This window comes from Thermophilibacter immobilis (assembly GCF_015277515.1).
Classification (GTDB): domain Bacteria; phylum Actinomycetota; class Coriobacteriia; order Coriobacteriales; family Atopobiaceae; genus Thermophilibacter; species Thermophilibacter immobilis.
Map to the genome: position 1 here is coordinate 691358 of NZ_CP063767.1, position 24447 is coordinate 715804.

General features: G+C 63.9%; 25 protein-coding genes. 24 read left to right on the forward strand and 1 reads right to left on the reverse strand.

From position 1 onward, the window contains the following. Window positions 1–47 precede the first annotated feature (47 nt). The 4 genes from INP52_RS03070 to INP52_RS03085 all read left to right on the forward strand — a co-directional run bounded on the left by INP52_RS03070 (window position 48) and on the right by INP52_RS03085 (window position 3510). Window positions 48–1019: a helix-turn-helix transcriptional regulator gene (locus INP52_RS03070; RefSeq protein WP_194372307.1), complete on the forward strand. Its 972-nt coding sequence runs from the start codon at window positions 48–50 to the stop codon at window positions 1017–1019. A gap of 91 nt (window positions 1020–1110) precedes the next feature. Then, window positions 1111–1923 carry a ZIP family metal transporter gene (locus INP52_RS03075; RefSeq protein WP_194372310.1) on the forward strand — a complete coding sequence of 271 codons (813 nt, stop codon included), beginning with the start codon at window positions 1111–1113 and terminating at the stop codon, window positions 1921–1923. A 446-nt stretch (window positions 1924–2369) separates the two neighbouring features. After that, complete coding sequence (locus INP52_RS03080) at window positions 2370–3041, forward strand: DUF3793 family protein (RefSeq protein ID WP_194372312.1); 672 nt, start codon at window positions 2370–2372, stop codon at window positions 3039–3041. A gap of 40 nt (window positions 3042–3081) precedes the next feature. After that, entirely contained in the window at window positions 3082–3510 is a 429-nt protein-coding gene (locus INP52_RS03085) for a flavodoxin (RefSeq protein ID WP_194372314.1), read from the forward strand. 162 nt (window positions 3511–3672) lie between these two features. Here the strand turns inward: INP52_RS03085 and gpmA are convergent, their stop codons facing one another. Continuing rightward, window positions 3673–4437: a 2,3-diphosphoglycerate-dependent phosphoglycerate mutase gene (gpmA, locus tag INP52_RS03090; protein ID WP_194372316.1), complete on the reverse strand. Its 765-nt coding sequence runs from the start codon at window positions 4435–4437 to the stop codon at window positions 3673–3675. 130 nt (window positions 4438–4567) lie between these two features. Between gpmA and INP52_RS03095 the strand changes: the two genes are divergently transcribed. The 20 genes from INP52_RS03095 to INP52_RS03190 all read left to right on the forward strand — a co-directional run bounded on the left by INP52_RS03095 (window position 4568) and on the right by INP52_RS03190 (window position 24435). After that, on the forward strand, window positions 4568–4774 hold the full coding sequence (locus tag INP52_RS03095; protein ID WP_194372318.1) for a FeoB-associated Cys-rich membrane protein: 207 nt from the start codon (window positions 4568–4570) through the stop codon (window positions 4772–4774). Between the two features lie 134 nt (window positions 4775–4908). Beyond that, entirely contained in the window at window positions 4909–6249 is a 1341-nt protein-coding gene (locus INP52_RS03100; RefSeq protein WP_194372320.1) for a glutamine synthetase family protein, read from the forward strand. Between the two features lie 512 nt (window positions 6250–6761). Then, a complete protein-coding gene (locus tag INP52_RS03105) occupies window positions 6762–7592 on the forward strand; it encodes an ABC transporter substrate-binding protein (protein WP_194372322.1) in 831 nt (276 codons plus the stop codon). A 61-nt stretch (window positions 7593–7653) separates the two neighbouring features. Beyond that, window positions 7654–8478, forward strand: coding sequence for an ABC transporter substrate-binding protein (locus INP52_RS03110; RefSeq protein ID WP_194372324.1), 825 nt, complete (start codon window positions 7654–7656; stop codon window positions 8476–8478). Window positions 8479–8556: 78 nt separating this feature from the next. After that, window positions 8557–9891 (forward strand): amino acid ABC transporter permease, encoded by a 1335-nt coding sequence (locus INP52_RS03115; protein WP_194372326.1) that lies wholly within the window; start codon window positions 8557–8559, stop codon window positions 9889–9891. Continuing rightward, window positions 9881–10744: an amino acid ABC transporter ATP-binding protein gene (locus INP52_RS03120; RefSeq protein WP_269747174.1), complete on the forward strand. Its 864-nt coding sequence runs from the start codon at window positions 9881–9883 to the stop codon at window positions 10742–10744. Before INP52_RS03115 ends, INP52_RS03120 begins: the two co-directional genes overlap by 11 nt. 160 nt (window positions 10745–10904) lie before the next feature. Next, window positions 10905–11579 carry a response regulator transcription factor gene (locus INP52_RS03125; RefSeq protein ID WP_194372328.1) on the forward strand — a complete coding sequence of 225 codons (675 nt, stop codon included), beginning with the start codon at window positions 10905–10907 and terminating at the stop codon, window positions 11577–11579. Between the two features lie 250 nt (window positions 11580–11829). Beyond that, the gene (locus INP52_RS03130; protein WP_194372330.1) at window positions 11830–13347 is read left to right on the forward strand and encodes an ATP-binding cassette domain-containing protein; all 1518 of its coding nucleotides are present in this window, start codon (window positions 11830–11832) and stop codon (window positions 13345–13347) included. Between the two features lie 457 nt (window positions 13348–13804). Then, on the forward strand, window positions 13805–15205 hold the full coding sequence (locus tag INP52_RS03135) for a S1C family serine protease (protein ID WP_194372331.1): 1401 nt from the start codon (window positions 13805–13807) through the stop codon (window positions 15203–15205). A 180-nt stretch (window positions 15206–15385) separates the two neighbouring features. Beyond that, on the forward strand, window positions 15386–16147 hold the full coding sequence (locus INP52_RS03140; protein WP_228478398.1) for a GntR family transcriptional regulator: 762 nt from the start codon (window positions 15386–15388) through the stop codon (window positions 16145–16147). A gap of 254 nt (window positions 16148–16401) precedes the next feature. Next, window positions 16402–17106, forward strand: coding sequence for a triose-phosphate isomerase (locus INP52_RS03145; RefSeq protein WP_194372332.1), 705 nt, complete (start codon window positions 16402–16404; stop codon window positions 17104–17106). Between the two features lie 2 nt (window positions 17107–17108). Beyond that, entirely contained in the window at window positions 17109–17630 is a 522-nt protein-coding gene (locus tag INP52_RS03150) for a YjbQ family protein (RefSeq protein ID WP_194372333.1), read from the forward strand. A 67-nt stretch (window positions 17631–17697) separates the two neighbouring features. Further along, window positions 17698–17997: a PTS sugar transporter subunit IIB gene (locus INP52_RS03155; protein ID WP_194372334.1), complete on the forward strand. Its 300-nt coding sequence runs from the start codon at window positions 17698–17700 to the stop codon at window positions 17995–17997. A gap of 127 nt (window positions 17998–18124) precedes the next feature. Then, complete coding sequence (locus tag INP52_RS03160; protein ID WP_194372335.1) at window positions 18125–19504, forward strand: PTS galactitol transporter subunit IIC; 1380 nt, start codon at window positions 18125–18127, stop codon at window positions 19502–19504. A gap of 82 nt (window positions 19505–19586) precedes the next feature. Next, window positions 19587–20183: a hypothetical protein gene (locus INP52_RS03165; protein ID WP_194372336.1), complete on the forward strand. Its 597-nt coding sequence runs from the start codon at window positions 19587–19589 to the stop codon at window positions 20181–20183. 4 nt (window positions 20184–20187) lie between these two features. Next, a complete protein-coding gene (locus INP52_RS03170; RefSeq protein WP_194372338.1) occupies window positions 20188–20868 on the forward strand; it encodes a class II aldolase/adducin family protein in 681 nt (226 codons plus the stop codon). Window positions 20869–20902: 34 nt separating this feature from the next. Next, window positions 20903–21784, forward strand: coding sequence for a class II fructose-bisphosphate aldolase (locus INP52_RS03175; protein ID WP_194372340.1), 882 nt, complete (start codon window positions 20903–20905; stop codon window positions 21782–21784). A 56-nt stretch (window positions 21785–21840) separates the two neighbouring features. Then, window positions 21841–22311: a PTS sugar transporter subunit IIA gene (locus INP52_RS03180; RefSeq protein WP_194372343.1), complete on the forward strand. Its 471-nt coding sequence runs from the start codon at window positions 21841–21843 to the stop codon at window positions 22309–22311. 313 nt (window positions 22312–22624) lie between these two features. Then, complete coding sequence (locus tag INP52_RS03185) at window positions 22625–23992, forward strand: DUF2130 domain-containing protein (protein WP_194372345.1); 1368 nt, start codon at window positions 22625–22627, stop codon at window positions 23990–23992. A gap of 131 nt (window positions 23993–24123) precedes the next feature. Beyond that, window positions 24124–24435, forward strand: a complete 312-nt coding sequence (locus INP52_RS03190) for a metal-sensing transcriptional repressor (protein WP_194372347.1) — start codon at window positions 24124–24126, stop codon at window positions 24433–24435. The last annotated feature ends 12 nt before the right edge of the window (window positions 24436–24447 follow it).

Below are 24447 nucleotides of genomic sequence, written 5' to 3' on the forward strand. Positions count from 1 at the left end.
CGTCCCAACGGGACGAATTCGAAACGAAAGGCGTCGCGCGCGCAACCATGCGGTACACAGAGACGCTCACGGATCTTGAGACGCTCTATCTGCCCCAGGTCGAGCAGTTCGGCATCGAGCTCGCCCCCTGCGGGGAGGCCCTCGTGGGCCAGGTCGACAGCGACGCGGCGCGCGCCTCGATGTGCGTCTACCGGCTCGGAAAGGACTGCGTGGTCGAGGCGCACCGGATTCTCGTGCGCCGCGACCTGCCCCTGTACGAGAGGGGCGTCGACAGCCTGTGCATCAGCTCCCTGTCAGCCGACAGCCTCGCCCTGTGTCCCGTCGCCCCGGTCGAGAAGGTCGTGGGTGCGCCGCGGTGCCTGGCGGTCTTCGGCCAGAGGAGCGGCGAGACCACCACGTGGCTGCGCGCCGGCTCGCGCCACGACTCCTCCTCGGTCGTGTTTCTCCCTTCGCGCCTCAATCGCCTGGACGCGCACGAGCGGCGTGCGGCCCGCGCGCTCGTCGAAGAGCCCGGACTGGTCTGCGCGGACGGGTGCGCCTCGTCCGTGGGCTCGTCGATAGACGCCGTCATGCCGCTCTTCGGGGGGAGGCTCGCGCGCGGGCGCACACTCGACGCGCAGGTCGATCGCGCCCTCCTTGGCGTGCTGGCCTGGCGCGAGGAGTGCGAGCGCGCCGAGCGGGCGGCGGGCACGCACGAGCGGGCGCTCGTCGTGCGCGGCGTCAAGAACTACGTCACCCTGCACCTGAGCGAGCCGCTCACCCTGGACGTGCTCGCCCACGACCTGCTCACGAGCCGCACGCGCCTGTGCGCGACGTTTCAGTGCGCGACGGGGCAGAGCGTGGGGTCCTTTGTCCGGAGCGCCCGCATCGCACGGTCCAAGGAACTCCTCGCGGTGCGCAGCCTGGGCGTGGCCGAGGTGGCGCACGCCGTGGGATACCCGCGCACGTCGAGCTTCACCGTGGCCTTCGAACGCGAGGAGGGCCTGTCGCCCTCCGCCTGGCGCGCCGCGCGCCCGTAGGCGGGCGGGCGTTTCGCGGGTCGCTCCCTGGGGCCCCTTTCACGCATGCTATACTCTTGAGCCATTAAAACGGCACATGAAAGGCATGCGTATGTTTGATGCAAACGTCCTCCAGGCGCTCGCGTGGGCGGCGCTCGGCTGTGGCTTCACGTGGCTCATGACGACCGCCGGGGCTGCGGTCGTGTTCTTCTTCAAGTCCGACCGCGACCTCACGCACCACATCTTCCTGGGGTTCGCCGCCGGCGTCATGGTGGCGGCGAGCATGTGGTCCCTGCTCGACCCCGCGATAGAGCAGGCCGAGGCCCAGGGCGTTCCCGGCTGGATCCCGGCGGGCGGCGGGTTCTTGCTGGGCGTGGCCTTCCTCATGGTGCTCGACTCGATCCTGCCGCACCTGCACCCCGAGGCGGACGAGCCCGAGGGCATCCGCACGAGCTGGAAGCGCACGACCCTGCTCGTCTCGGCCGTGACGCTGCACAACATTCCCGAGGGCATGTCGGTGGGGCTGCTCTTCGCGATGGCGGCCCAGGCCACGGGGGCCGCCGCCAGCTCCTACCTGGGCATGGCCTTCGCGCTGGCCATCGGCATCGGCCTGCAGAACTTCCCCGAGGGCGCGGCCGTCTCCCTGCCGCTCGCCCGCGAGGGGATGAGCCGCGGCAAGGCCTTCGTCATGGGGAGCCTGTCCGGGATCGTCGAGCCCATCTTCGGCATCCTCGTGGTGCTCGTGAGCAAGCAGATCACGTCGTTCATGCCCTGGCTCCTGGCCTTTGCGGGAGGAGCCATGATCTACGTGGTGGTCGAGGAGCTCATCCCCGAGTCGCACCTCGGCGAGCACTCGAACGTGGGCACTCTCGGCTTCATTGGCGGCTTCGTCATCATGATGGTGCTCGACGTCGCCCTGGGGTAGGACGCCCGATACGGCTCGCCCGATTCGACTTCGTTTCGGGCGCTTGTTTTAAATACCACCACTCAACTCGGAATTATGGAGAGACTGTGTTAGACAAGGTTTACATTGAAAGTTAGCCTTCCTTTACCTATTCTCTTAAACGTGCTCGCAAGGGCACGGGACATGTTTAACCCAGCCTGAGCGGCGGACCCTCTCCCCGCTGCAAATGGCAATCTTTGCGCCACCTGCCAACCCCCTCTAGGCAGGTGGCGCCTTTGTGCGTCGCGCTTTGCCCTCCAAAATTTCGTTGCCCCGACCCTTGCGATGGGTGCGCTTTCGCCCTCGCGCCAGCGCATCAGAACTCGTCCGATCGCCCGGCTCGTTTCTCCCTAGACGATAAGTTTTCTATGGTGTACTCTTCTCCAGACCACAAGTTAGCGAGTGGTAACTCAAGGGAAGGAGGCGCGATGGGAAAGGGGATTGAGGTCTGCCTGGCCGGCCTGCAGGGAGCGGGAACCCTCGAGGACGCCCTCGAGGCCGAGTTCGTCGACTGCCTCGTGCGGCAGGCAGGTCTCGTGCTGGTGGGCGAGAAGCCCGCGGCCCTCTTTGGCTTCAGGCCCCGCTCGCATGGTGCGGCCCCCGATGCCCGCGCCGCGCGCCTCCTCTCGGGCAGGCTGCTTGTCGCCTATGCGAAGCGCACCAAGGCCTACGGGGTGCGCATCGTGTGGCTCGCCGAGCGCGAGGGAGGCCCCATGCTGCTCGCGTGGCGCCCCGCCCAGGTGGCAGGGCTCCTCGACGACGAGGCCGCCCGCGCGCTCATGGCGAGCTGCGGTCTTCCGACCGCCCACGCGGCCCGGCTCGTCTCGGACCTCGTGCGGCGTCTGCGCGCCTACTACGCGGGGCGCGGGCCCTTCCCGCACGAGGTGGGGCTCATCTTGGGCTATCCGGTTGCCGACGTCGCCGGCTTCATGGCTGATGGAGGGCGCGGCGCCGTCGCGTGTGGGCGCTGGAAGGTGTACGGAGACCCCGTGCGGGCCCGTCGTCGCTTCGACGAGCTCGGGCGCCACGAGCGTCTCTGCAAACGGCTCTACGCCGAGGGGGCACCCATGGGGGAGCTCCTTCGGATGGGAATGGCGTAGTCGCGGCGACCGCCGCGACAGAAGAACAAGGAGGATTCTCATGGGCAAGAGCGTCGCGATCGTCTATTGGACCGGGACCGGGAACACCGAGGAGATGGCCCAAGCCTTTGAGGCGGGCGTCACCGAGGCAGGCGGCACGCCCAAGCTCGTGGGCGTGGCGGACTTCTCGGCCGGCGAGGTCTCCTCGTATGACGCTTTGGCCTTCGGGTGCCCGGCCATGGGCGACGAGGAGCTCGAGTCGGAGGAGTTCGAGCCGGTCTGGGACGCCTGCAAGGAGGTGCTCGGGGGCCGTCCCGTCGTGCTCTTTGGCAGCTACGCATGGGCTGACGGCGACTGGATGGTCAACTGGAAGGAGAACGCGGACGCGGCGAGCGTGAACGTGGTCGCCACGGTCACGGCCTTCGAGGCTCCCGACGACGACGCCCAGGCGGCCCTCAAGGCGGCCGCGAAGACCCTCGTCGAGGCATAGGGGCAAGGGCTCGGCTGCGGGTCGAGCGCACGCTTTTCCCAAAAAGGCGCGGCGAGAAGAGAGATCTTCTCGCCGCGTTTTCCCTGTTGGGGGGGGATAGTTCGATCCTGAATTGCGCGCACTCGAACGCGAGAGGCGCTGCAGCAACATCCGCGGTCCGAACTACTTCTTGGCCTTGCCCTGGTTGGCCACGGCGCTGATCTTGGCCTCGATGGCGGCGGGGTCGCCGATGTAGTGCTTGTCGATGATGTTCCAGTCCTTGTCGAACGTGTAGGAGCACGGCACGCCGGTCGGGATGTTGACCTCGAGGATCTGGTCGGGCGTGAGCTTCTCGAACTGCATGACAAGGGCGCGCAGGCTGTTGCCGTGGGCGGCGATGAGCACGCGCTTGCCGACCTCGAGCTGCGGCTTGATCTGGCTCTCGAAGTATGGCCACGCGCGGGCGATGGTGTCCTTCAGGCACTCGGTGTAGGGGAGGTCCTGGGGGGGCACGTCGCGGAACATCTCGAGTACGTGCGGGTCGCGCTCGTCGCCGGGCGTGAGGGCGGGCGGCTGGACGTCGAAGGAGCGTCGCCAGATCTTGACCTGGTCCTCGCCGTGCTCGGCGGCGGCGTCGGCCTTGTTGAGGCCCTGGAGGGCGCCGTAGTGGCGCTCGTTGAGCTGCCACGCCTTGTGGACGGGGAGCCAGTTGCGGTCGAGCTCGTCGAGGACGCAGTTCAGCGTGTGAACGGCGCGCTTGAGCAGCGAGGTGTAGCAGACGTCGAAATCGTAGCCGGCCTCCCTGAGCGCCTTGCCGCCGGCATGGGCCTCCTCGCGGCCGGTGTCGGTGAGGTCAACGTCGGTCCATCCGGTGAAGAGGTTGAGCTTGTTCCACTCCGACTCGCCGTGGCGGACGATGACGAGCTGCATGGTCTGGTCGTCGTTCATTGAGACACGTCCCTTCTCGATAAGAACTTTGTGCGGCATTGACTGCCTGGCAGGTACAGTATGCCGCACATGGGTATAGTTGACCTTAGTTAACACCGAAGTTTCGTCTTCTCTGAGGGGAGAGGCCGGCATGACCCCATTTGATATCGTCATACTCGCCGTCGTGGCAGCGGCAGTGGCCCTGTGCGTTCGCTATCTGATCAGGTCCAACAAGGACGGCTGTTCGGACTGCGGCAGCGCGTCCAGCTGCAGCGCCTACGAAACGGGAGCTCCCTGCAGCGCGGCCGAGAACATGCTGCGCCATGCGGACGCGGCCCTCTCCGCCAAGAAGAAGTAGCGTCTTCTCGGCATCTGCGCCGTCTGTCGATTTTCGTGTGCGTCTGGCCGGTCGAAACAGGCGTGAAACACAGGTGTGCGACTCTATCGGGGACTAAGATGAACGCCGATCCGGCACCCCGGGGAGGAGCTTGTATGAGCAGCAAGAATGACGTCGACTTTGTCCTGCGCACCGTCGAGGAGCGCAACATCCGCTTCGTCCGCCTGTGGTTCACCGACGTGCTCGGTAACCTCAAGTCCTTTGCCATCTCTCCCGAGGAGCTCGAGGAGGCCTTCGAGGAGGGCATCGGCTTCGACGGCTCGTCCGTCGACGGCTTCGCCTCCCTGGAGGAGTCCGACATGCTGGCCTTCCCGGACCCCGACACCTTCGCCCTTCTGCCGTGGCGCCCCACGGAGTCCGGCGTCGCGCGCGTCTTCTGCGACGTCTACACCCCGTCGCGCGAGCCCTTCGAGGGCGATCCGCGCCGCTGCCTGCTCAACGTCTTCGACCAGGCGCAGGAGCGGGGCTTCGTGCCCAACGTGGGGCCCAAGATCGAGTACTTCTACTTCGACAACGACCGCAACCCGGTCCCCCTGGACAACGCCGGCTACTTCGACCTCACGCCCATGGACACGGCCAACGACCTGCGTCGCCAGACCTCACTCATGCTCGAGAAGATGTCCATCCCGGTGCAGTACTCCTATCATGCCGCGGGGCCCTCGCAAAACGGCGTGGAGCTTCGCTTCAGCGAGGCCGTGAGCTGCGCGGACAACATCATGACGGCGCGGCTCGTGATTAAGCAAGAGGCCTCCAGCCAGGGCATGTATGCCTCGTTCATGCCCAAGCCCATCACCACGGCTCCCGGCTCGGCGATGTTCCTCTACGAGTCTTTGCTCGATCACGACGGCGAGAACCTCTTCTGGGCGCCCAAGGACTACCACGAGGCGCACCTGTCCGACCTCGGTCAGCACTACGTCGCGGGCATCCTCGCCCACGCGCCGGAGTTCACGCTCGTCACCAATCCGACGGTCAACTCCTACAAGCGCTTCATCTCCACCGGCGAGGTTCCCAACCACGCCACGTGGGGCCGCAAGAACCGCTCGGCGCTCGTGCGCATTCCCACGCACAAGCCGGGCAAGCACATCTCCACTCGCGTCGAGCTGCGCAGCCCCGATCCCACTGCCAATCCGTACCTGGCTCTCGCCGTCACCATCGCGGCCGGCCTCAAGGGCATCGAGGACGGCCTGCCCCTGCCCGCCGAGGCCACGTGCGACACCTTCAACCTCTCCGACGGCGAGCTGGCCTCTCAGGGCATCGAGCGCCTGCCGCGCACCCTCGGCGAGGCGGTCGACTGCTTCGAGGCGTCCTCGTTCATGCGCGAGGTCCTGGGCGACCATATCTTTGACTACCTGGTGCACGAGAAGCGCCAGGAGTGGTACGAGTACTGTACGGCCGTGACCGACTGGGAGCGCATCCATTACTACGGAGGTTACTAGGGACAGGGCACTAGGGCTAGGGCGTGCGACCGTCGCGTCTGGCGGACAAATAAATTTGTCCGCCAGACGCGACGGGCTTTGGAGGATTCTGAGACCGCTGTCGCACCGGGTCCGCTCGGGGATATGCCTGAGACCTCTGCGAGGAAGCTCGCTCAAAGCGCGCTTCCTCGCAGCGGCGGTCCACGCCGCACGACGTTGCGCGCGCCAGGAGGTTCATCATTATGCATGATGAGCGGTCAAGCGTGAATATTCTGTCACTAGTAAACATATTTCTCGCTAAAATATACATTTTATCGTGTTTTAGGGGTAATTATATTCATCTGTGTACGTAATACGAGAAGCTTCATGTCAATCGTGTTAAGAAACGCTGTCCTCTCGATTCCTAAAGGGCTCTTGAACCAAACTGCTTGAAGGCGACGGACGGGGCGTGAGCCCTGACACGGGGAAGACCTCGTGCCTCCGTCGGAAAGGGCGTGACCACGCGCCGAAGCATTTGGGGAAGGAAACCCATCATGAAGCTCTCCAGCCGGATCGCAGGCGGCCTCGTTGTCGTCTGCGCGCTCACCGCAGCGCTCGCGGGATGCAGTGGGGGAGGGCGGACCAGCACCACCTCCACTACGGACGAAGCGAACGCCGCGGGCTACACGCTCGTCGAGGACGGAAAGCTCGTCGTTGCCTCGGACCTTGCCAACCCGCCCTTCGACTTTGTCAACGAGTCCACGGCCGAGGCCCAGGGCTTCGAGGTCGACCTCATGGACGCGCTCGCCGAGCGCCTCGGCCTCACGTGCGAGTATCTGCCCGCCATGAAGTTTGACAGCATCATCCCCCTCATCAAGCAGGGCGGAAAGGCGGACGTGGGCGTCTCCAACTTCACGATCACCGACAACCGCAAGCAGGAGATCGACTTCACCGATCCCTACATCGACTCCAACCAGGGCCTCGTGACCCGCGTCGGCTCCGACAAGACCGACGAGGACGCGCTCAACGACGCGAGCGTCACGATCGCCGTCCAATCCGGCACGACGGGTGCCTCCTGGGTCGAGGAGAACCTGCCCCAGGCGCAGATCGTGTCCCTCGACGACCCGGTGGCCGCGGTCACGGGCGTCTCCACGGGCCGGTATGACGCGGCCGTGGCGGACCTGCCGGTCATGCAGTACCTCTGCACCAACTCCTTCACGGACTGCCAGGTATCCCTTGAGATTCCCACGGGCGAGCAGTACGGCATCGTGGTCTCCAAGGACAACCCCGGCCTCACGGCCGCCCTGAACGACGCGCTGACCGACCTCGAGGCAGACGGCACGATCTCCACCCTCGAGGTCAAGTGGTTCGGCGCGGAGCTCTAACTAGAAAGCAGGGGATGGGGTCGCCTGTCCCAGAGAAAGCCCGTAAACGAAGGGAACACGCATGAACAAGCTCGTCTCAAAGATCGCCGCAGTCGCCGCCTCGGCGGCCCTCGTCGTCGGCCTCGCCGCCTGCGGCGGCAGCGGCTCCTCGAGTGACGCCTCGACCGACGACTCCTCCTCCGAGGCCAGCTACACGCTCGTCCAGGACGGCAAGCTGACCGTGGTCGCCGAGCTCGGCTTCGCCCCGTTCGAGTACATCGACGGCGACGGCAACACCGTGGGCTTCGACGTCGACATGGCCAACGAGGTCGCCAGCCGCCTGGGCCTTACGTGCGAGTTTCTCCCCAGCCAGCAGTTCGACACCATCGTGCCCATGATCAAGCAGGGCGGCAAGGCCGACGTGGCCGTCACCGCCATGACGATCACCGACGAGCGCCTCGAGTCGGTCGACTTCAGCGACCCCTACCTCGCCTCCAACCAGGCCCTCATCACGCTCGCCTCCTCTGATGCCACCGAGGAGAGCCTCAACGCCGACGGCATGCGGATCACCTGCCAGGCGGGCAACACCGGCGAGGCCTGGATCAGGGAGAACCTGCCCAACGCCACCGTCGTGCCGCTGGCCGACGTGACCGCCGGCCTCATGGGCGTGCAGACGGGGCGCTACAACGCCATGGTCGTCGACCTGCCCGTCGCCACCAACATGCTCTCCCAGTCCTTCTCGGACCTTAAGGTCGCCGAGGAGATTCCCACCGGCGAGCAGTACGGCATCGCCGTCTCCAAGGACAATCCCGGCCTGACCAAGGCCATCAGCCAGGCCCTCGCCGACATGCAGTCCGACGGCACGATGGCCCAGATCGAGACCAAGTGGTTCGGCTCCGAGATCTAGTCCGAGCCCCCAGAGCGAGCGCGTGAGCGGGGTCCCCCCAGGGGGATCCCGCGCCCCGTTAGAAAGGCAGGCTCACACATGGAGCTTTCGCATCACCGGTCGACGAGGCACGCTCTCGCGACCCTCCTCGTGGCGCTCGTGGTCGCGCTGGCGGGCCAGGCCCTTGTCGCCCCGCAGGTGGCCGAGGCCCTGACCACCGACAAGGCCACCGCGCGTCCCAACGAGGACGGCGGGTCCGGCGTCATCGGCGGCATGGACACGCGCCTCACCTGGGAGGGCACCGTCGAGGAGGGCGAGGAGGTCACCCAGGTCACGCTCACGCTGCCGGAGGGGTCGAGCTTCGACGGGTCCACGACGCGCGTCACGGTCCTCGACGGCCTCAGCCGCGCCAACGTCGACACCACGGTCGAGGCTGCGGGCACCCAGGCCACGGTGAGCTTCTCGGAGCCCGTCGGCGCCGGGCTGCTCGTGCGGCTCGAGATCACGGGGGCGCAGTTCCCCGCCGCCGGCGGCGACTACGCCGTCTCGGGTTCTTACGTCGCGGCCGACGGCACACATGCGCTTGCGGACTCCGATGCCATCGGCATCATCGCCAACACCCCGCTGCAGCAGATCGTCAACTGGCTCGACGGCCAGGCATGGGTCCAGGCGTGGAACTCCAACCAGTTTCTGGGCATGTTCTTGAAGCCGCAGCTCCTGGTCACGTCCTTCTCGTCGCTGTTTCCCGGCTGGATTCTGTGCATAGGCATCGTCGTGGCGGCCTACCCGTTCGCCATCGCGCTCGGGCTGCTGTTTGCCATGCTCAAGATCTCGCGTCATCGCGTCGTGCGCGCCATTGCCATAACCTACATCAACGTCCTGCGCGGCACGCCACTGTTCCTCCAGATCTACATCGCGTTCTTTGGTCTGCCCATGATGGGCATCAACATCAACAACAACCTGCTCGGCATCGTCGTGATGGCGATAAACTCCTCGGCCTACCTCGCCGAGATCTTTCGTGCGGGCATCGAGTCCATACCGCAGGGGCAGTACGAGGCGGCCTCGTCTCTGGGCATGAGCCGCGTGCAGACGATGTTCTCGATCATCCTGCCGCAGACCGTCCGCCGCGTGATCCCCACGGTCACGAGCGACTTCATCACCTCGTTCAAGGACACCTCGCTTCTGTCCTCGGTCGGCGTCATGGAGCTCATGATGTTCTCCAAGAACCTGACCACCGTCACGGGCAACATCACCCCGTACGTCGCAGCCGGCATCTTCTACCTGATCGTGACGCTGCCGCTCATCAAGGTCGTCGGCATCGTCGAGAACAATATCGCCCGCTCCGAGCGTGGAGGAGGCCCGCGTCCCCGCAAGCGCGCCCAGCTTCCCGACGAGCCTGCAGCCCAGACGAAGGAGATCGCGGATGGCCGCTAAGAAGAACCGTCGCGCCGACACGACACAGGCCGCCCCCGCGCCCTCGGCTGACGAGGCCGCGCAGAGGGCCTACGCGACGGACCAGGGCCTCACGAGGCATCACTTCGCGCCCGGCGAGCACCCGATCGTGCGCATCGAGCACCTCAACAAGAGCTTCGACGAGACGCTTGTCCTGAAGGACGTGAACCTCAACGTCTGGCCCGGCGAGGTCGTCGTGGTCCTGGGGCCCTCGGGCTCCGGCAAGTCCACGATGCTGCGCTGCGTGAACCTGCTCGAGACGCCGAGCGCCGGTCACATCCTGATTGAGGACGCCGAGATCACCGGCAGGTCCGCGACGGACGTCAACAAGCTGCGCCGCGACGTGGGCATGGTCTTCCAGAGCTTCAACCTCTTCCCGCACCTCTCGGCCAAGGGCAACGTCATGATAGGCCAGACCAAGGTCCTCAAGAAGGGCAAGGCCGAAGCCGAGGCTGAGGCCCTGCGCCAGCTCACGGCCGTGGGCCTGGACGACCGTGCCGACTTCAAACCGGCCCAGCTCTCCGGCGGCCAGCAGCAGCGCGTGGCCATCGCACGTGCCGTGGCCATGCACCCCCAGGTGCTGCTCTTCGACGAGCCTACGAGCGCCCTTGACCCCGAGCTTGTTCGCGGCGTCCTCGACGTCATACGTGACCTCGCCGAGAAGTCCGGCATGACCATGATCGTGGTCACGCACGAGATGGGCTTCGCGCGAGAGGTGGCCGACCGCGTCGTGTTCATGGAGGACGGCGTGGTCGTGGAGCAGGGCCTTCCCGGGCAGGTCTTCGATCACCCGACCAACGCGCGCACCGCCGAGTTTCTCGGCAGCATCAAGTAGGCCGCGAAGGACGCCCAGGGGTTTCCATCTGGTTACGCGCCGCTTTGGGCCGGATGGTGAGCTGCGGCGCATTTGCAAAATTACGCGCGCGCCCCCTTTAAACGGGGGCGCTGTGCTAATCTTTTTCAAACTTCTGCTTCTATACTCGGGAGGCGCGAGGATGCATCATAAGAACATCCTGCTCATTTCGGCCACGACGCGGCTGCACGATCGCATGCGAGACCTCTCCCATGCGATTGACGTCTCCATTGCGCTTGCCAATCAGGAGACCTTCTCGCAGGCCGTATCCTCGGGTCATGAGTTTGACCTGGTGATCCTTGACGCGGAGGGCATGGGCAAGGAAATCCTGAACGCCGTCGACGCCTTCGTCGCCGAGAACGGCTTCATCCCGGTGCTGCTCGTGCAGGACCTTGACAAGCTCCCCACGCTTCGGATGCCCACCCAGGGCAAGAACGACTTCATCCTCTCCACGGCCAGCGTCTCCGAGTTCGAGGTGCGCTGCACCCTGCTTCTGTGGCCCGGCGAGGAGAGCGCCCCGGCCGACATCGTCACGGTGGACAACATGACGATCAACCTGGCCACCTACCAGGTCTACATCGACGACGAGCCCGTCGACCTCACGCTCATGGAGTACTCGCTGCTGAGCTTTCTGGTCACGCACCCCTCGCGCGCCTACTCGCGCGAGACCCTGCTGCATCGCGTCTGGGGCTTCGAGTACTGCGGCGGCACCCGCACCGTGGACGTCCACATCCGCCGCGTGCGCTCCAAGGTGGGCCCGCAGGTGGCCTCCCACATCGTCACCATCCGCGGCGTGGGGTACCTGTTCCGCATCTAGGCGAGCAGGGGCAACCGTGCTAGGATGGGTGCCGTTCCAGTTCCGCGGCGCATGCACGGATGCAGCCGTCCACAAGGGAGAGAAGATCGTGCGCAACTAGCGACGTCACCTCAGCACGTGCCCAGGGGCCTGTGTGCCCCTTTGTCTGCCGTGCGACGTCGAGAGGCCTCTTTGCGCATCAGCGCTCTTCCGCCCACGCCTTTCTCGCATCCTGTAGCGCGCGTCGCGCGGCCTTTTGTGGAGGTCGCCCATGCCCTTTTCCTCACCCTTGACGCTCTCGGGCATCACATACACCTATCCGGGCCAGGTCGAGCCCGTGCTCGATCGCCTCAGCGTCTTCCTTCCTGCCGGCTGGACCGGTGTCGTGGGGGACAACGGCTGCGGCAAGTCCACGCTCGGGAGGCTGTGCTGCCAAGAGCTCGCTCCTGGCGCGGGGACCGTGAGGGGCCCCGTCGATCACCCCCTCTGCGTCTTCTGCGCACAGGAGGCCTCCAAGGTGCCCGAGCGGCTCGAGGACTTCGCCTGCGACTTCGGCTCGCTCGCCCGAGAGTTGCGGCGCTCCCTTGCCCTCACGGACGACATGGCCTGGCGCTACGACGAGCTCAGCGTCGGCGAGCGCAAGAAGCTCCAGGTGGCCGTAGCCCTCTGGCAGCATCCTGACGTCCTCGTGCTCGATGAGCCCACCAACCACGTGGACAGCGCCTGTCGCCGCGCGCTCGCGCGGGCGTGCGCCGACTTCTCGGGCGTGGGGCTACTCGTAAGCCATGACCGAGAGCTCCTCGACGCGCTCGCCGAGCGCTGCCTGTGCTTCGAGGGGGCTGGGGCTGTCCTGCGCCCGGGCGGCTACACCAAGGCAACGGCTCAGGCCGCGCTCGAGCGCGCCGAGGGCGCTCGAGCGCGCAGAGACGCCCGCCGCGAGGTCACGCGCCTCTCGACAGAGCACAAGCAGAGGGCGCGCCTCGCGCTCAAAACGGCTGCTCGGCTCTCAGCGCGCGGGCTCGACAAGCACGACAGTGACGGGAGGGGGCGACGCAGTCTTGCGGTCTACACGGGAAAGGATGGCGTGGCCGCGCGCCTGGCGGCCCGCATGGACGCGCGCGTCGGGGATGCGCGGGAGCGGCTCGCGCAGGCCCATGTGGAGAAACGCTACGACGGAGACCTGTGGTTCGATGCCCGTGCGCATCCGCGTAAGGTCCTGGCCCGCCTCGACGAGGAAGACATCCCCTGTGGGCCCGACGGGCAGATTCTGCACGTTCCCAGCCTGGCTCTCGGCAACATCGACCACGTGGGAATCGAGGGACCCAACGGTGCCGGAAAGTCGACGCTTCTCAGACACCTGGTCGCGCATCTAGACGCTGACGTCCCCGCGCTCGTCATGGCGCAGGAGCTCGGCATGGACGAGAAGCGCGGGGTCCTCGAGCAGGCAATGTGCCTCTCGGACAGTGAGCTCGGCCGCGCCCTCTCCCTCGTGGCACAGCTCAACACCGATCCCAAGAGACTGAGGGCCACGCTCGAGGCGGGCGGGGAGCCCAGTCCCGGCGAGCTGCGCAAGCTCATGCTCGCGCTCAAGGCGCGCTCCGGGGTGAGCGTGCTCGTCATGGACGAGCCTACCAACCACCTTGACCTCCACTCGGCCGAGGCACTCGAGCGCGCGCTCGCCGCCTTCCCGGGGGCACTCGTGCTCGTGAGCCACGACGCGACGCTGCTCGCCCGCACGTGCACGCGCCTGCTGCACGTCGAGGGCGGGAGGGTGTGCGAGGTTCTCTGACGGCCCCTTCTCGTCACGCGGAGGCCTCCGTCCTGCCTCCAGTCCCTTCTCGTCTCGACTCTTTCTGTCCCGCTTCTCTCCGTCCTAGCCTCTCCCGTCGCGGGTTGGGGCGCCTTTTTGATGTGAAGGAGGTCCTCGCGCCCACAGGCTCTTCTCGCCAGGTCTCTGAGCTGGGAAAACGTAGGGCTGAGAGGAGCTCGAACGCCTCTCTGGGCCTTTTGCATCAAAAGTGCGCCCCAATCGTGAGAAGGGCGCTTCGGCCCGCCCCGAGAAGGGCGCCCCGGGGGCTCAAACGCCGGCCCTCCCTTACCGGGCTTTCAGAAACGCAAAAGGGTCGTGCCGTCTGGATGCTCTTGCAGACTCTCCCGTCTGCCTCCCCTCATCACGGGTACATTCGTGACCAACAATGGGCTGCTGCCGCGCTCACGTGCGCGCGGCAGGAGAGAGAAGGCAGTGCATGAACGAATACGCGAGCGGCACCCCGACGCCGCAGAACCCCGAGCAGGTCACACCCACCGTTTCCACCCCACCTATCCCCGGCGCGACGGTGGGCACCGCTTCGGCTCCCTCCGCCTCCCAGGGGCCCCATCACGAGAAGAAGCCTCGTGCGGGCGTTAAGGCCGTCGTGGTCGGCCTCATCGGGGGCATCGTCGGGGCCGGCGCGCTCACGGGCGTGCTTTTGGCCACGGGCGTGGTGGGACCCACCTCCACGCAGACCACGACCGGTACCACCCAGCAGATCACGATAGACCCGTCCGCCGAGGACACCACGGTCGCCAACGCCGTGGCCGCCAAGGCGCTGCCATCGGTGGTCTCGGTCTATTGCACCTACGCCGACGGATCGGGCATGGGGTCGGGCGTCGTCTACGACTCCAATGGCGATATCATTACCAATTACCACGTCATCGAGGATGCCACCGAGATTACCGTCACGATCGACGGCAAGAGCTACGACGCCACCCTCGTGGGCTCCGACGCCTCGAGTGACGTCGCGGTGATCAAGGTCGACCTGGAGGGCGACTCCGTGACTCCCGTCGAGGTCGGCGACTCCTCTGACCTTCAGGTGGGGGACTGGGTCATGTCCGTGGGCAGCCCGTTCGGGCTCGAGAACTCCGTCTCGGCGGGCATCGTGTCGGCGCTCTATCGCAACACACTTCTGGAGGGGTCCTCGGGCAACACCCTCTACACCAACCTGATCCAGGTCGACGCCTCGATCAACCCCGGCAACTCGGGCGGCGCGCTCGTGGACTCCGAGGGCAAGCTCGTAGGCATCTGCACGCTCTACTCGTCTGACACCGAGAGCTTCGCTGGTATCGGCTTCGCGATTCCGGGCGACTACGCCACTCAGATTGCCGACACGATCATCTCCGGTCAGACCGTCACGCACGCCTACATCGGTCTGTCCATGGCGACGGTGAACTCGCGCAACGCCGAGACGAACAACCTCTCCGTGAACTACGGCGCCTACGTGGCCGACGTCACCTCTGGCAGCCCCGCCGACGAGGCGGGCATCGAGGTTGGCGACGTCATTATCGGCATCGGCGACACCGAGGTCACCTCGGCGGACGGCGCGATTCTCGCCGTGCGCTCGCACAGCATCGGCGACACCGTCACCGTGACGGTCGTGCGCGGCAGTGAGCAGAAGATCTTCCAGGTGACATTGGGCTCCGACGAGGCGCTCCAGCAGGAGCAGCAGAACTCCGACTCGGGGGCCGACTCCGGTGACACCACCACGGACAACGGCGTCTCGCTCGAGGACCTCCAGCGTCTCTACGAGGAGATGCAGCAGCGCCAGCAGAACAGCACCCCCGGCTCCGGCTCTTCCGGCAGCAGTACCAGCACGAGCCAGAGATCGTAGCTCCGCAGTCGGCAGGCATCTCGGCGACTCGGGCCCCTCGCTTTCGCGGGGGGCCCGTTTTTTGTGCGCGTCACCCTTGACTCTCGCTCACGTGGCGATTGTGCGGAGGTCTCAAGCAACTTGTCTTCATCATGTATATTCATTCAGATTAATTACCGCTTCAAGAGTTAGGGCGACGGCGTGGCAACGAGACGTTTGGCAGGGGAGCCCCATGAGGTCCCCGAGGCAGCCGAGGCACTTTTCCTGCAGCTCGCAGACATACTCCGCGAGAAGATCTACTCCAAGGAATGGTGCATTGGAACCAAGATTCCCTCTGAGCATGGGCTCATGAAAAAGTACGACCTCTCACGAGGAACCGTGCGTAGAGCAATAAGCACGCTCGTGGACGAGGGGAGGCTCGTTCAGCTGCATGGTAAGGGAACCTTCGTGGCCGAGCCCGGCATCTCGCATGCCGCCGGCGTGAGGCCCATCTCGTTTGCCGAGTCGCTGCGCATGCAGGGCAAGCCCTTTGTCACGCATGTCATTGACAAACGTGTGGTGGCCGCGCCCGCCGATGTCGCCATCGAGCTCATGCTTCAGCCGGGCGACGGCGTCATGTTCATGAGGAGGGTGCGCAGCGTCGAGGGCGAGCCGGTGATCTGCCAGGAAAGCTGGACCAACCTCAGGGAGTGCCCGGGTATCGATACGGTGGACTTCACCGAGGTGCCGCTCTTCGATGCCGTTCAGAAGTACTCGAAGAGGAAGATCCAATACTCCAACATGCGCTATCAGGCGCTCGTGGCGGGCAGAGAGCACGGTGAGCTGCTGGGGTGCGACGAGTCGGCTGCGGTGCTCTTGCTTGAGCAAAACATTCGCCTGGAGGACGATACCCCCATCGAATGGAGCAACACGTGGCTCAAGCCGGGTCAGTCCATCGTGGGAACGGCCTATCAGTCTAGCTAGTCACGTGCGACATTCTTGTTGCCCTCTTGCTCTCAATCTGAGGTGGCCCAGGGGCCGGTGCGCAAAAAAGCGTGCTGGCCCCTCTTATGACACAACTCGAATACCACCCAAAGACCTCTGCCTACCGTTCACGGAATCTTGACATTCTCTATCTTGTATCATTGAGAATAGACAAGTAACTTGTTTAGCAACGGATGAACAAGCTAGGAAAACAGGCATCCGGGGAACGTGCTCCGGCACGAGAGAGGGGATTCATGGACAGATACAAGCTCAGAAGGCCATTCTTCGTAGTTAATCCTAAGTCCTACCTTTTTGGCGAGGACATCTATCGACTTGCCCAAAGGGCAGATGAGCTCAGCGAGCACTATGACCTCGACTGCCTCTTTACGGCCCAGCTCATCGACCTGCCCCACATCATCGAGTCGTGCCCCCACCTCGTGCCTTGCGCGCAGTACATGGAGAGCCTCGTGCCGGGTCGCGGCATGGGCCACGTGCTCCCCGAGGCCCTGGCCTCAGCGGGGGTGAGGGCGACCTTCCTGAATCATGCGGAGAATCCGAGCACCCTCCACGAGCTTGCCTCGACGATCGCGCGTGCCCATGAGATGGGAATCCTCACGGTGGTGTGCGCGGACTCCGTCGAGGAGAGCCGGGCCATCGCCCAACTCGAGCCCGACGTGATGGTCTGCGAGCTCACCAGCCTCATCGGCACCGGCAAGGTGGCGGGGGAGGACTACATGCGCGCCTCCACCGAGGCGGTGAAGTCGGTCTCGCCGTCCACGCTCGTGCTTCAGGCGGCGGGCATCCACAGCGGGGAGAACGTCTATGACGCCATCAGATACGGCGCGGACGGGACGGGGGGCACCTCTGGCATCGTCGCGGCGGATGATCCTCTGGCCACGCTCGAGGAGATGTTCTCGGCGCTCGACCGCGCCCGCGCCGACTTCTGCAGGGAGGACTAGCCGTGAGCGTATACAAGGACCAGCTCAGTGTTGACACGCTTGCGGGAAAGCCAACGTACGTTGACATAACGGCGGACGTCGCAGATATCGTAAAGGCGAGCGGCGTGCAGGAGGGCGTCGCCGTGGTCATCTCGTGCCACACCACCTGCGCGCTCTTCTCCGAGGAGTATGATCACGACCACACCCCCGACGGAGACACGTTTCTGCAGGCGGACCTCAACGGGGGTCTCGAGCGCATCTTTCCCGAGCAGCATGATTGGGGCACCTATCGCTACCCTGGCGTTGACCACTTCAAGGAGGTCGAATCCTGGCCCAACCCAGAGTCCTGGCTGCCCAACCTTGATCGCACGATGCTCTGGAACGGGGACGCCCATCTTCGTTCCACCCTCATCGGGGGGAGCCAGGCCTTTGAGGTCGCCTCGGGAGAGCTTCAGATGAACGGCCTCGCGAGCATCTTCTTCGTGGACTATGACCGCACGCGCGAGCGCACCCGTCGCGTCCGCGTGATTGTGATAGGTGAGTAGGACCCACAAGGGGGTGAGGACCCTACGTCGATGCACGACCTGTCGTGCAAGAAAAGGAGTGTGAGTCATGGTAACCAGCAAGAAGAAGCGCATCATGTTCGCTTGCGGATCGGGGATCTGCACCTCTACCGCCGTTCGCAAGAAGGTGGAGAAGATGCTTGATGACGCCGGCTACAAGGGTCGCTACGAGATCACCCAATTCAAGATCGCCGAAACTCCCGCGCAGTCGGAAAACTACGACTTTCTCGTAGCTACGACGATGGCGCCACACGGTCTTAAGTGCCCCTACGTGAACGGCATCCCCTATCTCACGGGGAGGGGTCTCGACGTGCCCAACGCTGAGATTCTGCGTCTCATGGAAGAATAGCCCAAGCGTTTCACTCAGCGATACTCCGGCACGCTAACCGCGGGGCGCGCCGGGCTCAGTCAGAATCGAAATAAAATAAATATCATTTACTAACTTGTTGTTCCTCAACACGCGAAAGGAAGGGCATATGGACGCGATCCTTGGCTTCTTCTCGTTCATCCAGGGCTTGGGCGTTTCTGTCATGATGCCGATTATCCTGACGATCCTTGGCTGCGCACTCGGGGCCGGCTTTGGCAAAAGCCTCCGTGCGGGTTTGACGGTCGGCATCGGCTTCATCGGGCTGAACCTTGTCATCAACAGTCTTCTGGGTACCACGCTGGCGCCCGCCGTCTCCGACATGGTCGCCCGCTTCGGTCTTTCTCTGACCACAATCGACGTCGGCTGGCCCGCTGCCGCTGCCATTGCCATGGGCTCGACCGTCGGTCTTGTTATTATTCCGCTGGGCCTCATCGTGAACATCGTCATGCTGCTCTCCAATACGACCCAAACCGTTGACGTTGACATCTGGGACTACTGGCACTTCGCCTTCACGGGTGCCCTTGTTGCTATCGTTACCGACAACATGACCTTTGGCATTATCGCCGCCGTCATCAACATGGTTATCATCATGGTCTTGGGAGACTATACGGCCCCGCTGGTCGAGGAGTCGCTGGGCATGCCGGGCATCTCTCTGCCTCATGGCTTTACGACTGCGTATGCCCCCATCGCCATGCTCTTCAACTGGGTCTTTGATAAGATTCCAGGATTCCGCGACATCAACATCAGCACCGACACCCTTCAGGAGAAGTTCGGAATCTTTGGAGAGCCCATGATCGTGGGCACCGTTATTGGCATTGTCATCGGTATTCTTGCTGGCTATGACGTTACCGGAGTTCTCACGCTGGCTGTCTCGCTCGGTGCGGTGCTCGTCCTTATCCCGCGTATGGCCGCTCTGCTAATGGAGGGCCTGCTCCCCGTCTCCGACGCCGCCTCCGAGTTCATCGAGAAGCGCTTCTCCGATCGTGGCAAGATCTACATCGGCCTCGACTCTGCCGTGGGCGTCGGTCACCCCGTTACGCTGACCATCTCCTTCGTGCTCGTGCCGCTCTGCATCTTCCTCGCGGTGATCTTGCCCGGCAACACGGTCCTGCCGTTCGCCGACCTTGCGGTTATCCCCTGGATGTTCGTGCTGATCACCCCCGTTGTCCACAACAACGGCTTCCGCGGCATCATTATCGGCATTATCGTCCTCACCGTGGGCCTTTACATTGCCACCGACCTTGCACCGCTTATCACCCAGGCTGCCATGAACGTGCAGTTCGACATGGGAGGGGCCACTCAGATCTCCTCGATCTGCGACGGCGCCAACCCTCTCACGTGGGCCATCACCCGCCTCGCTGGCGTCTTTGGGATCTTCGGTATCCTCATTACCGCCGCCATTGCCCTGGTCATGGCCATCTGGAACCGCAGGCGCATTCTCAAGGAGGCCGCTGAGCTCCACGCCGCCCAGGAGGAGCAGCAGGAGTAGCCATCGCCCCATCGAGAACGGCTGACCCTATCCGTGGGGCTCGTATCGAGTGCGGTGCGAGCCCCACCTTCGGAGGCTGGACATGCAGACCAAAACATACACGTATCGAGAGCCATACTTCACGATTGAGGTGATAGGAGAAGGGACGTTCAGCCTACTCATCCTTGTGGCGTGCGTGTGGCTTATGCTCATCAACGCTTTTGGCATGGGCGGATTCTTCGCCGTCTTTGGTGCGGCCGCACTCTATCAGGCTTGGAACACGTTCGTCGCGCGTTGCTATGCGCATGCGGTCACTCTCGATGACGCGACGATATCCTTCGAGCTCTTTGGCAGAGAGCAAAGCTACAGCCTTTCTGAGCTGGACGAGTTCCGGGTGAGGGAGTACCCCTCCTCGGGGAAGATGTATCTGCGCGTAGGAAATCACAATGCCCTGCACGGAAGATTCTGGCTCTCCACCAAGTCCTTTGAAGATGGTGACGAACTGTTTAAGCGTATCAGAGACCTCGAATATCAGATTCACCCTGACACCCTCAAGGCGCATGCGCGCCGTAATAACGAGGAGTACGTGAAGGCCTACGGCTATGGTCGCCATCAGTCCAAGGTGCAAAGCCGCCGCCGCGTCCTTTGGGCGGTGCTCTCGGGGAGAGGCGACACACTCAAAAGAAAGGTTGGAGAATAGCCTTATGTTCGAGAACGAGAAGCAGCAGATGCTTGATGCGGCACTTAAAATGGATGGCTACGGCCTCATAGCGCTGTCTGGTGGAAATCTCAGTTGGCGCATGCCTACGGGCGAGATCGTCGTCACCCCATCGGGCATGGTCTATGACCAGATGAGCGTCGATGACATGCTCGTCGTCGACCTCGAGGGAAATCTCATCGAGGGGACGCGCAAGGCGTCCGTAGACACCGAGGCGCTGCTCTACATCTTTGCGCACAGACCTGACGTAAATGCGGTAATTCATACGCACCAACCCTACGCAACCGGGCTCGGCCTAGTCATGGACGAGATTCCGTGTAATCTCTCGACCATGGCAAACGCCACTGAAGGCCCCGTGAGCGTGGCCCCCTACGGGGACCCCGGCAGCCTCTCCATGGGAGTCGAGGCCGTGCGGGCAATAGGAGACCGCCTTGCCGTCGTTCTGAAGCACCACGGGGTCATCGCCGTGGGGCGTGATCTCCGACAGGCTCTTTTTGCCTGCGTCTACCTTGAAGAGGCCTGCAAAACCATCCAGGTGGCCCTTTCCACGGGACTTCCCATGGCCGAGATGACGCAGGGGCAAATTGACGAGGCGGTCGCCGTATTTCATCGCTACGGCCAGGTCACGCTTGATGAGTTGGACGTGGCCGCCGCTGACGCTCGCTGAGCTCCTCATATCGGACAAAAGGAAGGAATGACTCATGATTGTTAATCTTCGCGATATCTGCGCCATTGCCGAGCAGAACAACATGGCCATTGCGTCGTTTAATGTGCCCAGCCTTGAGGCCGTGCGGGCGGCACTTGACGCCGCCGAGCAAGCGGGACAGCCTGTGATTCTCGCGCACGCCGAGGGCCATGACCCCTTCGTGCCCCTTGACGTCATCGGCCCTACCATGGTCGCCCTCGCCGAGCGGTCCAGCGCGCTGGTCTGCGTACACCTTGACCACTGCGAGCATCTCGGCTACATGCGTCGCGCGCTCGAGATGGGCTTCACGGGAGCCATGTACGACGGCTCGATGGAGCCCTACGAGGTCAACGTCGAGAACTCCCAACGCGCGGCCGCGATGTGCCAGGGCTTCGACTGCGGCCTCGAGTGCGAGCTCGGCAGCATGGGAACTCGCGAGAACGGCGTGGGACATGAGAACGATCACGTCTCCGAGGCCATCTACACCAATCCCGACCAGGCGGCTGATTTCATCAGAGACACTGGCCTCGACATACTGGCCTGCTCCTTCGGCACGGTGCACGGCATCTACAAGGGGGAGCCGCACCTGAGCTTCGACGTCCTGGAGCAGATTCGCAAGCGCGCCCACGTTCCGCTGGTCATGCACGGCGGCTCGGGCGTCTCGGACGGCGACTATCGTCGTGCCATCGACGCGGGAATCCGCAAGATCAACTACTACACCTACGGGGCCAAGTACGCCGGCGAGGCGGCGCAAGACGTCATCGCGAGCTTCAAGTCGACGAACTCTGACGCGAACGTCTACTGGCATGACATGACCATGGCCGCCTACGATCGCCTTGTCGAGGACTTTGCCTCGGTGATCAGGGTCTTCTCCAACGACGGGGAAAATGCGGCCTAGACCCTGTCACTTCCGTGCATCATTCCAGTCACCACAAAAACAAGGAGGTAGCTGACATGTCTACCATAGATGTCGATCTTCTCAAGCCCGATCTCGTGCTCCTTGACTTTGAGGCAGATGACCGCCTCGACTTCTTCCGCCGTCTTGCCGAGAGGCTCAAGTCTGCAGGCTACGTCAAAGAGACGTGGCTCGAGGCCATCCTGGAACGCGAGAAGGACTATCCCACCGGCCTTGAGTGCACCGCGATCTCCGTTGCCCTGCCGCACGTCGACCCGATTCACCTCCTCAGGCCCTACATCGCCATAGTCAAGCCGAGTCATCCCCTTGAGTTTGATGGCATGGCGGATACGGGCCTCGTGAACGCTCAGCTCATCGTCAACCTTGGGGTTATGGCTCATGAGGAGAGCCAGGTCGCGGTTCTTCAGGCCTTTCTCGGCATCTTTATCGATGACGAGGCCTCGGCCGACATCATGGCGCAGACAACGCCGGAGGCAATGATCGCGACTGTGAAGAAGTACTGCGCATAGTACCGGCTTCTCGTCTCCGCCCGGAACCTCTCGTCCCAGTTCGCCCTCTCCGCCCCAGTTCGCCCTCTCGTGCGGATTGGGGCGCCTTTTTGATGTCGGGGGCCTTCTTGGTGCAGCTCAACTGGGAAAACGCTGCGGCCCTCTCGAGAAAGTTGCTCCAAAGTACGCCTTTGCATCAAGGTTGTTCCCCAATCGTGAAGGGGCCGTGGGCGGCGAGACCCTTCGGCATCTTCCTCTCCTCCCTTCGCGACCATTTCTGTCCGCCGCTGCGGGTACCCTTGTGAGAAGGGAATTCGAAGACGGGGGTTCTTACATGGGTGAGATTAGGTGTCCGCACTGCGGCGAGGTCTTCCAGGTCGACGACTCGGAGTACGGACAGATCGTGCGACAGGTGCGCGACGCGGAGTTCCAGAGGGAGATCGCGCGGCAGGAGCGAATCGCGGAGCAGGAGCGCGCGAGCGCGGTCGAGGCCGCGGTGGCAGGCGCCCATGCCCAGGCCACGACGCTCGCCGCGCAGAAGGACGCCCAGATAGCCGACCTCACGGCCCAGGTCGCGCGTGGCAAGGACGCCGCCGAGCTCGCCCGTGCCGAGGTCGAGCGCCAGCTCCAGGAGCGACTCTCCGCGAGCGAGAGCCACGCATTGGAGCTCGAGGCTCGCCTCAAGGCGCGCGAGTCCTCCTTTGGGACCGAGAAGGCTCTTGCCGTGAGCGAGGCCACCGGCGAGCAGGGCCAGCGCATCGCAACCCTCGAGGGCCAGGTAGAGGCCGCGCGTCTGGAACGCGAGCAGGTCGAGGCCTCCCTCAAGCAGCGCCTCCTCGAGCAGGCCGCCTTCAAGGACCAGACCATCCGCGAGCGCGAGGACGAGATCGAGCGCCTGCGCAACCAGCGCTCGCGCCTGTCCACCAAGCTCATTGGCGAGACCCTCGAGCAGCACTGCGAGCAGGAGTTCAACCGCTGGCGCTCGCTCGGCTTCCGCGACGCGGAGTTCCACAAGGACAACGAGGTCGTGGGCGGCAGCAAGGGGGACTACGTCTTTCGCGAGAAGACCCCGGACGCCGTTGAGGTCGTCTCCATCATGTTTGAGATGAAGAACGAGGACGACTCCTCGGCCGCGGCGAACCGCCACAAGAACGCGGACTTCTTCAAGAAGCTCGACCAGGACCGTCGCAACAAGGGCTGCGAGTACGCCGTGCTTGTCTCCCTGCTCGAGCCTGACAGCGACCTCTACAACGCGGGAATCGTGGACGTGTCCTACGAGTACGAGAAGATGTACGTCATCCGCCCGCAGTTCTTCATCCCCTTGATCACGCTCCTGAGAAACGCCGCGCTGAACACCGTGGGGTACCGGCGCGAGCTCGCCGAGATACGCCAGCAGAACCTTGACATCACGCACTTCGAGGATGCCCTCACCGACTTTAAGGACAAGTTCGGGAAGAACTACGAGACGGCGAGCCGCAAGTTCCAGACGGCCATAGACGAGATAGACAAGACCATCACTCATCTGCAGAAGGTCAAGGACAACCTGACCTCCTCCGAGAACCAGCTGCGCCTTGCCAACGACAAGGCCGAGGCTCTCACCATCCGCAAGCTCACCTGGAAGAACCCGACCATGCGCGAGAAGTTCTCCGAGGCGCCCTCCCTGGAGCAAGAAGGGCCAGTCGAGCCCGATACCGTCGAGTAGCCTGAAGCGCGATGCCTCCGGCGACGGTCGTATGATTCCGGCGAAAGTATCATTGACAGATACCCCCAATGGGTATATTGTCGTTCGTATCAGATACCCGCAGAGGGTATCTAGGGAAGAAAGGGGGCGTGATGCCTGCAGAGGACACGCAAACGTGCCACGCGCGCGACAAGAACACCCCGCGCACCGCGGAGCTCAAGCGCGACGTCTCCTGCCGCATCAATCGTGCGGTCGGCCAGCTGAACGGCGTCAAGGCGATGGTCGAGGATGACCGCTACTGCGGAGACGTCCTCACGCAGCTGGCTGCCGTCCAGAGCGCCGTCAAGGCCATCTCGCGCGAGATTATGCAGGACCACCTGGAGACCTGCGTCGTCGAGCGCATCCAGGAGGGTGACACCGAGGTGGTCGACGAGGTCATGCGGCTCTTCAAGAAGTTCATGTAGGACGGCTCGCAC

Bases quoted from the DNA above. Each gene is read 5' to 3' on its own strand.
- INP52_RS03070 (WP_194372307.1), top strand. From the start codon at position 48: ATGCGGTACACAGAGACGCTCACGGATCTTGAGACGCTCTATCTGCCC.
- INP52_RS03075 (WP_194372310.1), top strand. From the start codon at position 1,111: ATGTTTGATGCAAACGTCCTCCAGGCGCTCGCGTGGGCGGCGCTCGGC.
- INP52_RS03080 (WP_194372312.1), top strand. From the start codon at position 2,370: ATGGGAAAGGGGATTGAGGTCTGCCTGGCCGGCCTGCAGGGAGCGGGA.
- INP52_RS03085 (WP_194372314.1), top strand. From the start codon at position 3,082: ATGGGCAAGAGCGTCGCGATCGTCTATTGGACCGGGACCGGGAACACC.
- gpmA (WP_194372316.1), bottom strand. From the start codon at position 4,437: ATGAACGACGACCAGACCATGCAGCTCGTCATCGTCCGCCACGGCGAG.
- INP52_RS03095 (WP_194372318.1), top strand. From the start codon at position 4,568: ATGACCCCATTTGATATCGTCATACTCGCCGTCGTGGCAGCGGCAGTG.
- INP52_RS03100 (WP_194372320.1), top strand. From the start codon at position 4,909: ATGAGCAGCAAGAATGACGTCGACTTTGTCCTGCGCACCGTCGAGGAG.
- INP52_RS03105 (WP_194372322.1), top strand. From the start codon at position 6,762: ATGAAGCTCTCCAGCCGGATCGCAGGCGGCCTCGTTGTCGTCTGCGCG.
- INP52_RS03110 (WP_194372324.1), top strand. From the start codon at position 7,654: ATGAACAAGCTCGTCTCAAAGATCGCCGCAGTCGCCGCCTCGGCGGCC.
- INP52_RS03115 (WP_194372326.1), top strand. From the start codon at position 8,557: ATGGAGCTTTCGCATCACCGGTCGACGAGGCACGCTCTCGCGACCCTC.
- INP52_RS03120 (WP_269747174.1), top strand. From the start codon at position 9,881: ATGGCCGCTAAGAAGAACCGTCGCGCCGACACGACACAGGCCGCCCCC.
- INP52_RS03125 (WP_194372328.1), top strand. From the start codon at position 10,905: ATGCATCATAAGAACATCCTGCTCATTTCGGCCACGACGCGGCTGCAC.
- INP52_RS03130 (WP_194372330.1), top strand. From the start codon at position 11,830: ATGCCCTTTTCCTCACCCTTGACGCTCTCGGGCATCACATACACCTAT.
- INP52_RS03135 (WP_194372331.1), top strand. From the start codon at position 13,805: ATGAACGAATACGCGAGCGGCACCCCGACGCCGCAGAACCCCGAGCAG.
- INP52_RS03145 (WP_194372332.1), top strand. From the start codon at position 16,402: ATGGACAGATACAAGCTCAGAAGGCCATTCTTCGTAGTTAATCCTAAG.
- INP52_RS03155 (WP_194372334.1), top strand. From the start codon at position 17,698: ATGGTAACCAGCAAGAAGAAGCGCATCATGTTCGCTTGCGGATCGGGG.
- INP52_RS03160 (WP_194372335.1), top strand. From the start codon at position 18,125: ATGGACGCGATCCTTGGCTTCTTCTCGTTCATCCAGGGCTTGGGCGTT.
- INP52_RS03165 (WP_194372336.1), top strand. From the start codon at position 19,587: ATGCAGACCAAAACATACACGTATCGAGAGCCATACTTCACGATTGAG.
- INP52_RS03170 (WP_194372338.1), top strand. From the start codon at position 20,188: ATGTTCGAGAACGAGAAGCAGCAGATGCTTGATGCGGCACTTAAAATG.
- INP52_RS03175 (WP_194372340.1), top strand. From the start codon at position 20,903: ATGATTGTTAATCTTCGCGATATCTGCGCCATTGCCGAGCAGAACAAC.
- INP52_RS03180 (WP_194372343.1), top strand. From the start codon at position 21,841: ATGTCTACCATAGATGTCGATCTTCTCAAGCCCGATCTCGTGCTCCTT.
- INP52_RS03185 (WP_194372345.1), top strand. From the start codon at position 22,625: ATGGGTGAGATTAGGTGTCCGCACTGCGGCGAGGTCTTCCAGGTCGAC.
- INP52_RS03190 (WP_194372347.1), top strand. From the start codon at position 24,124: ATGCCTGCAGAGGACACGCAAACGTGCCACGCGCGCGACAAGAACACC.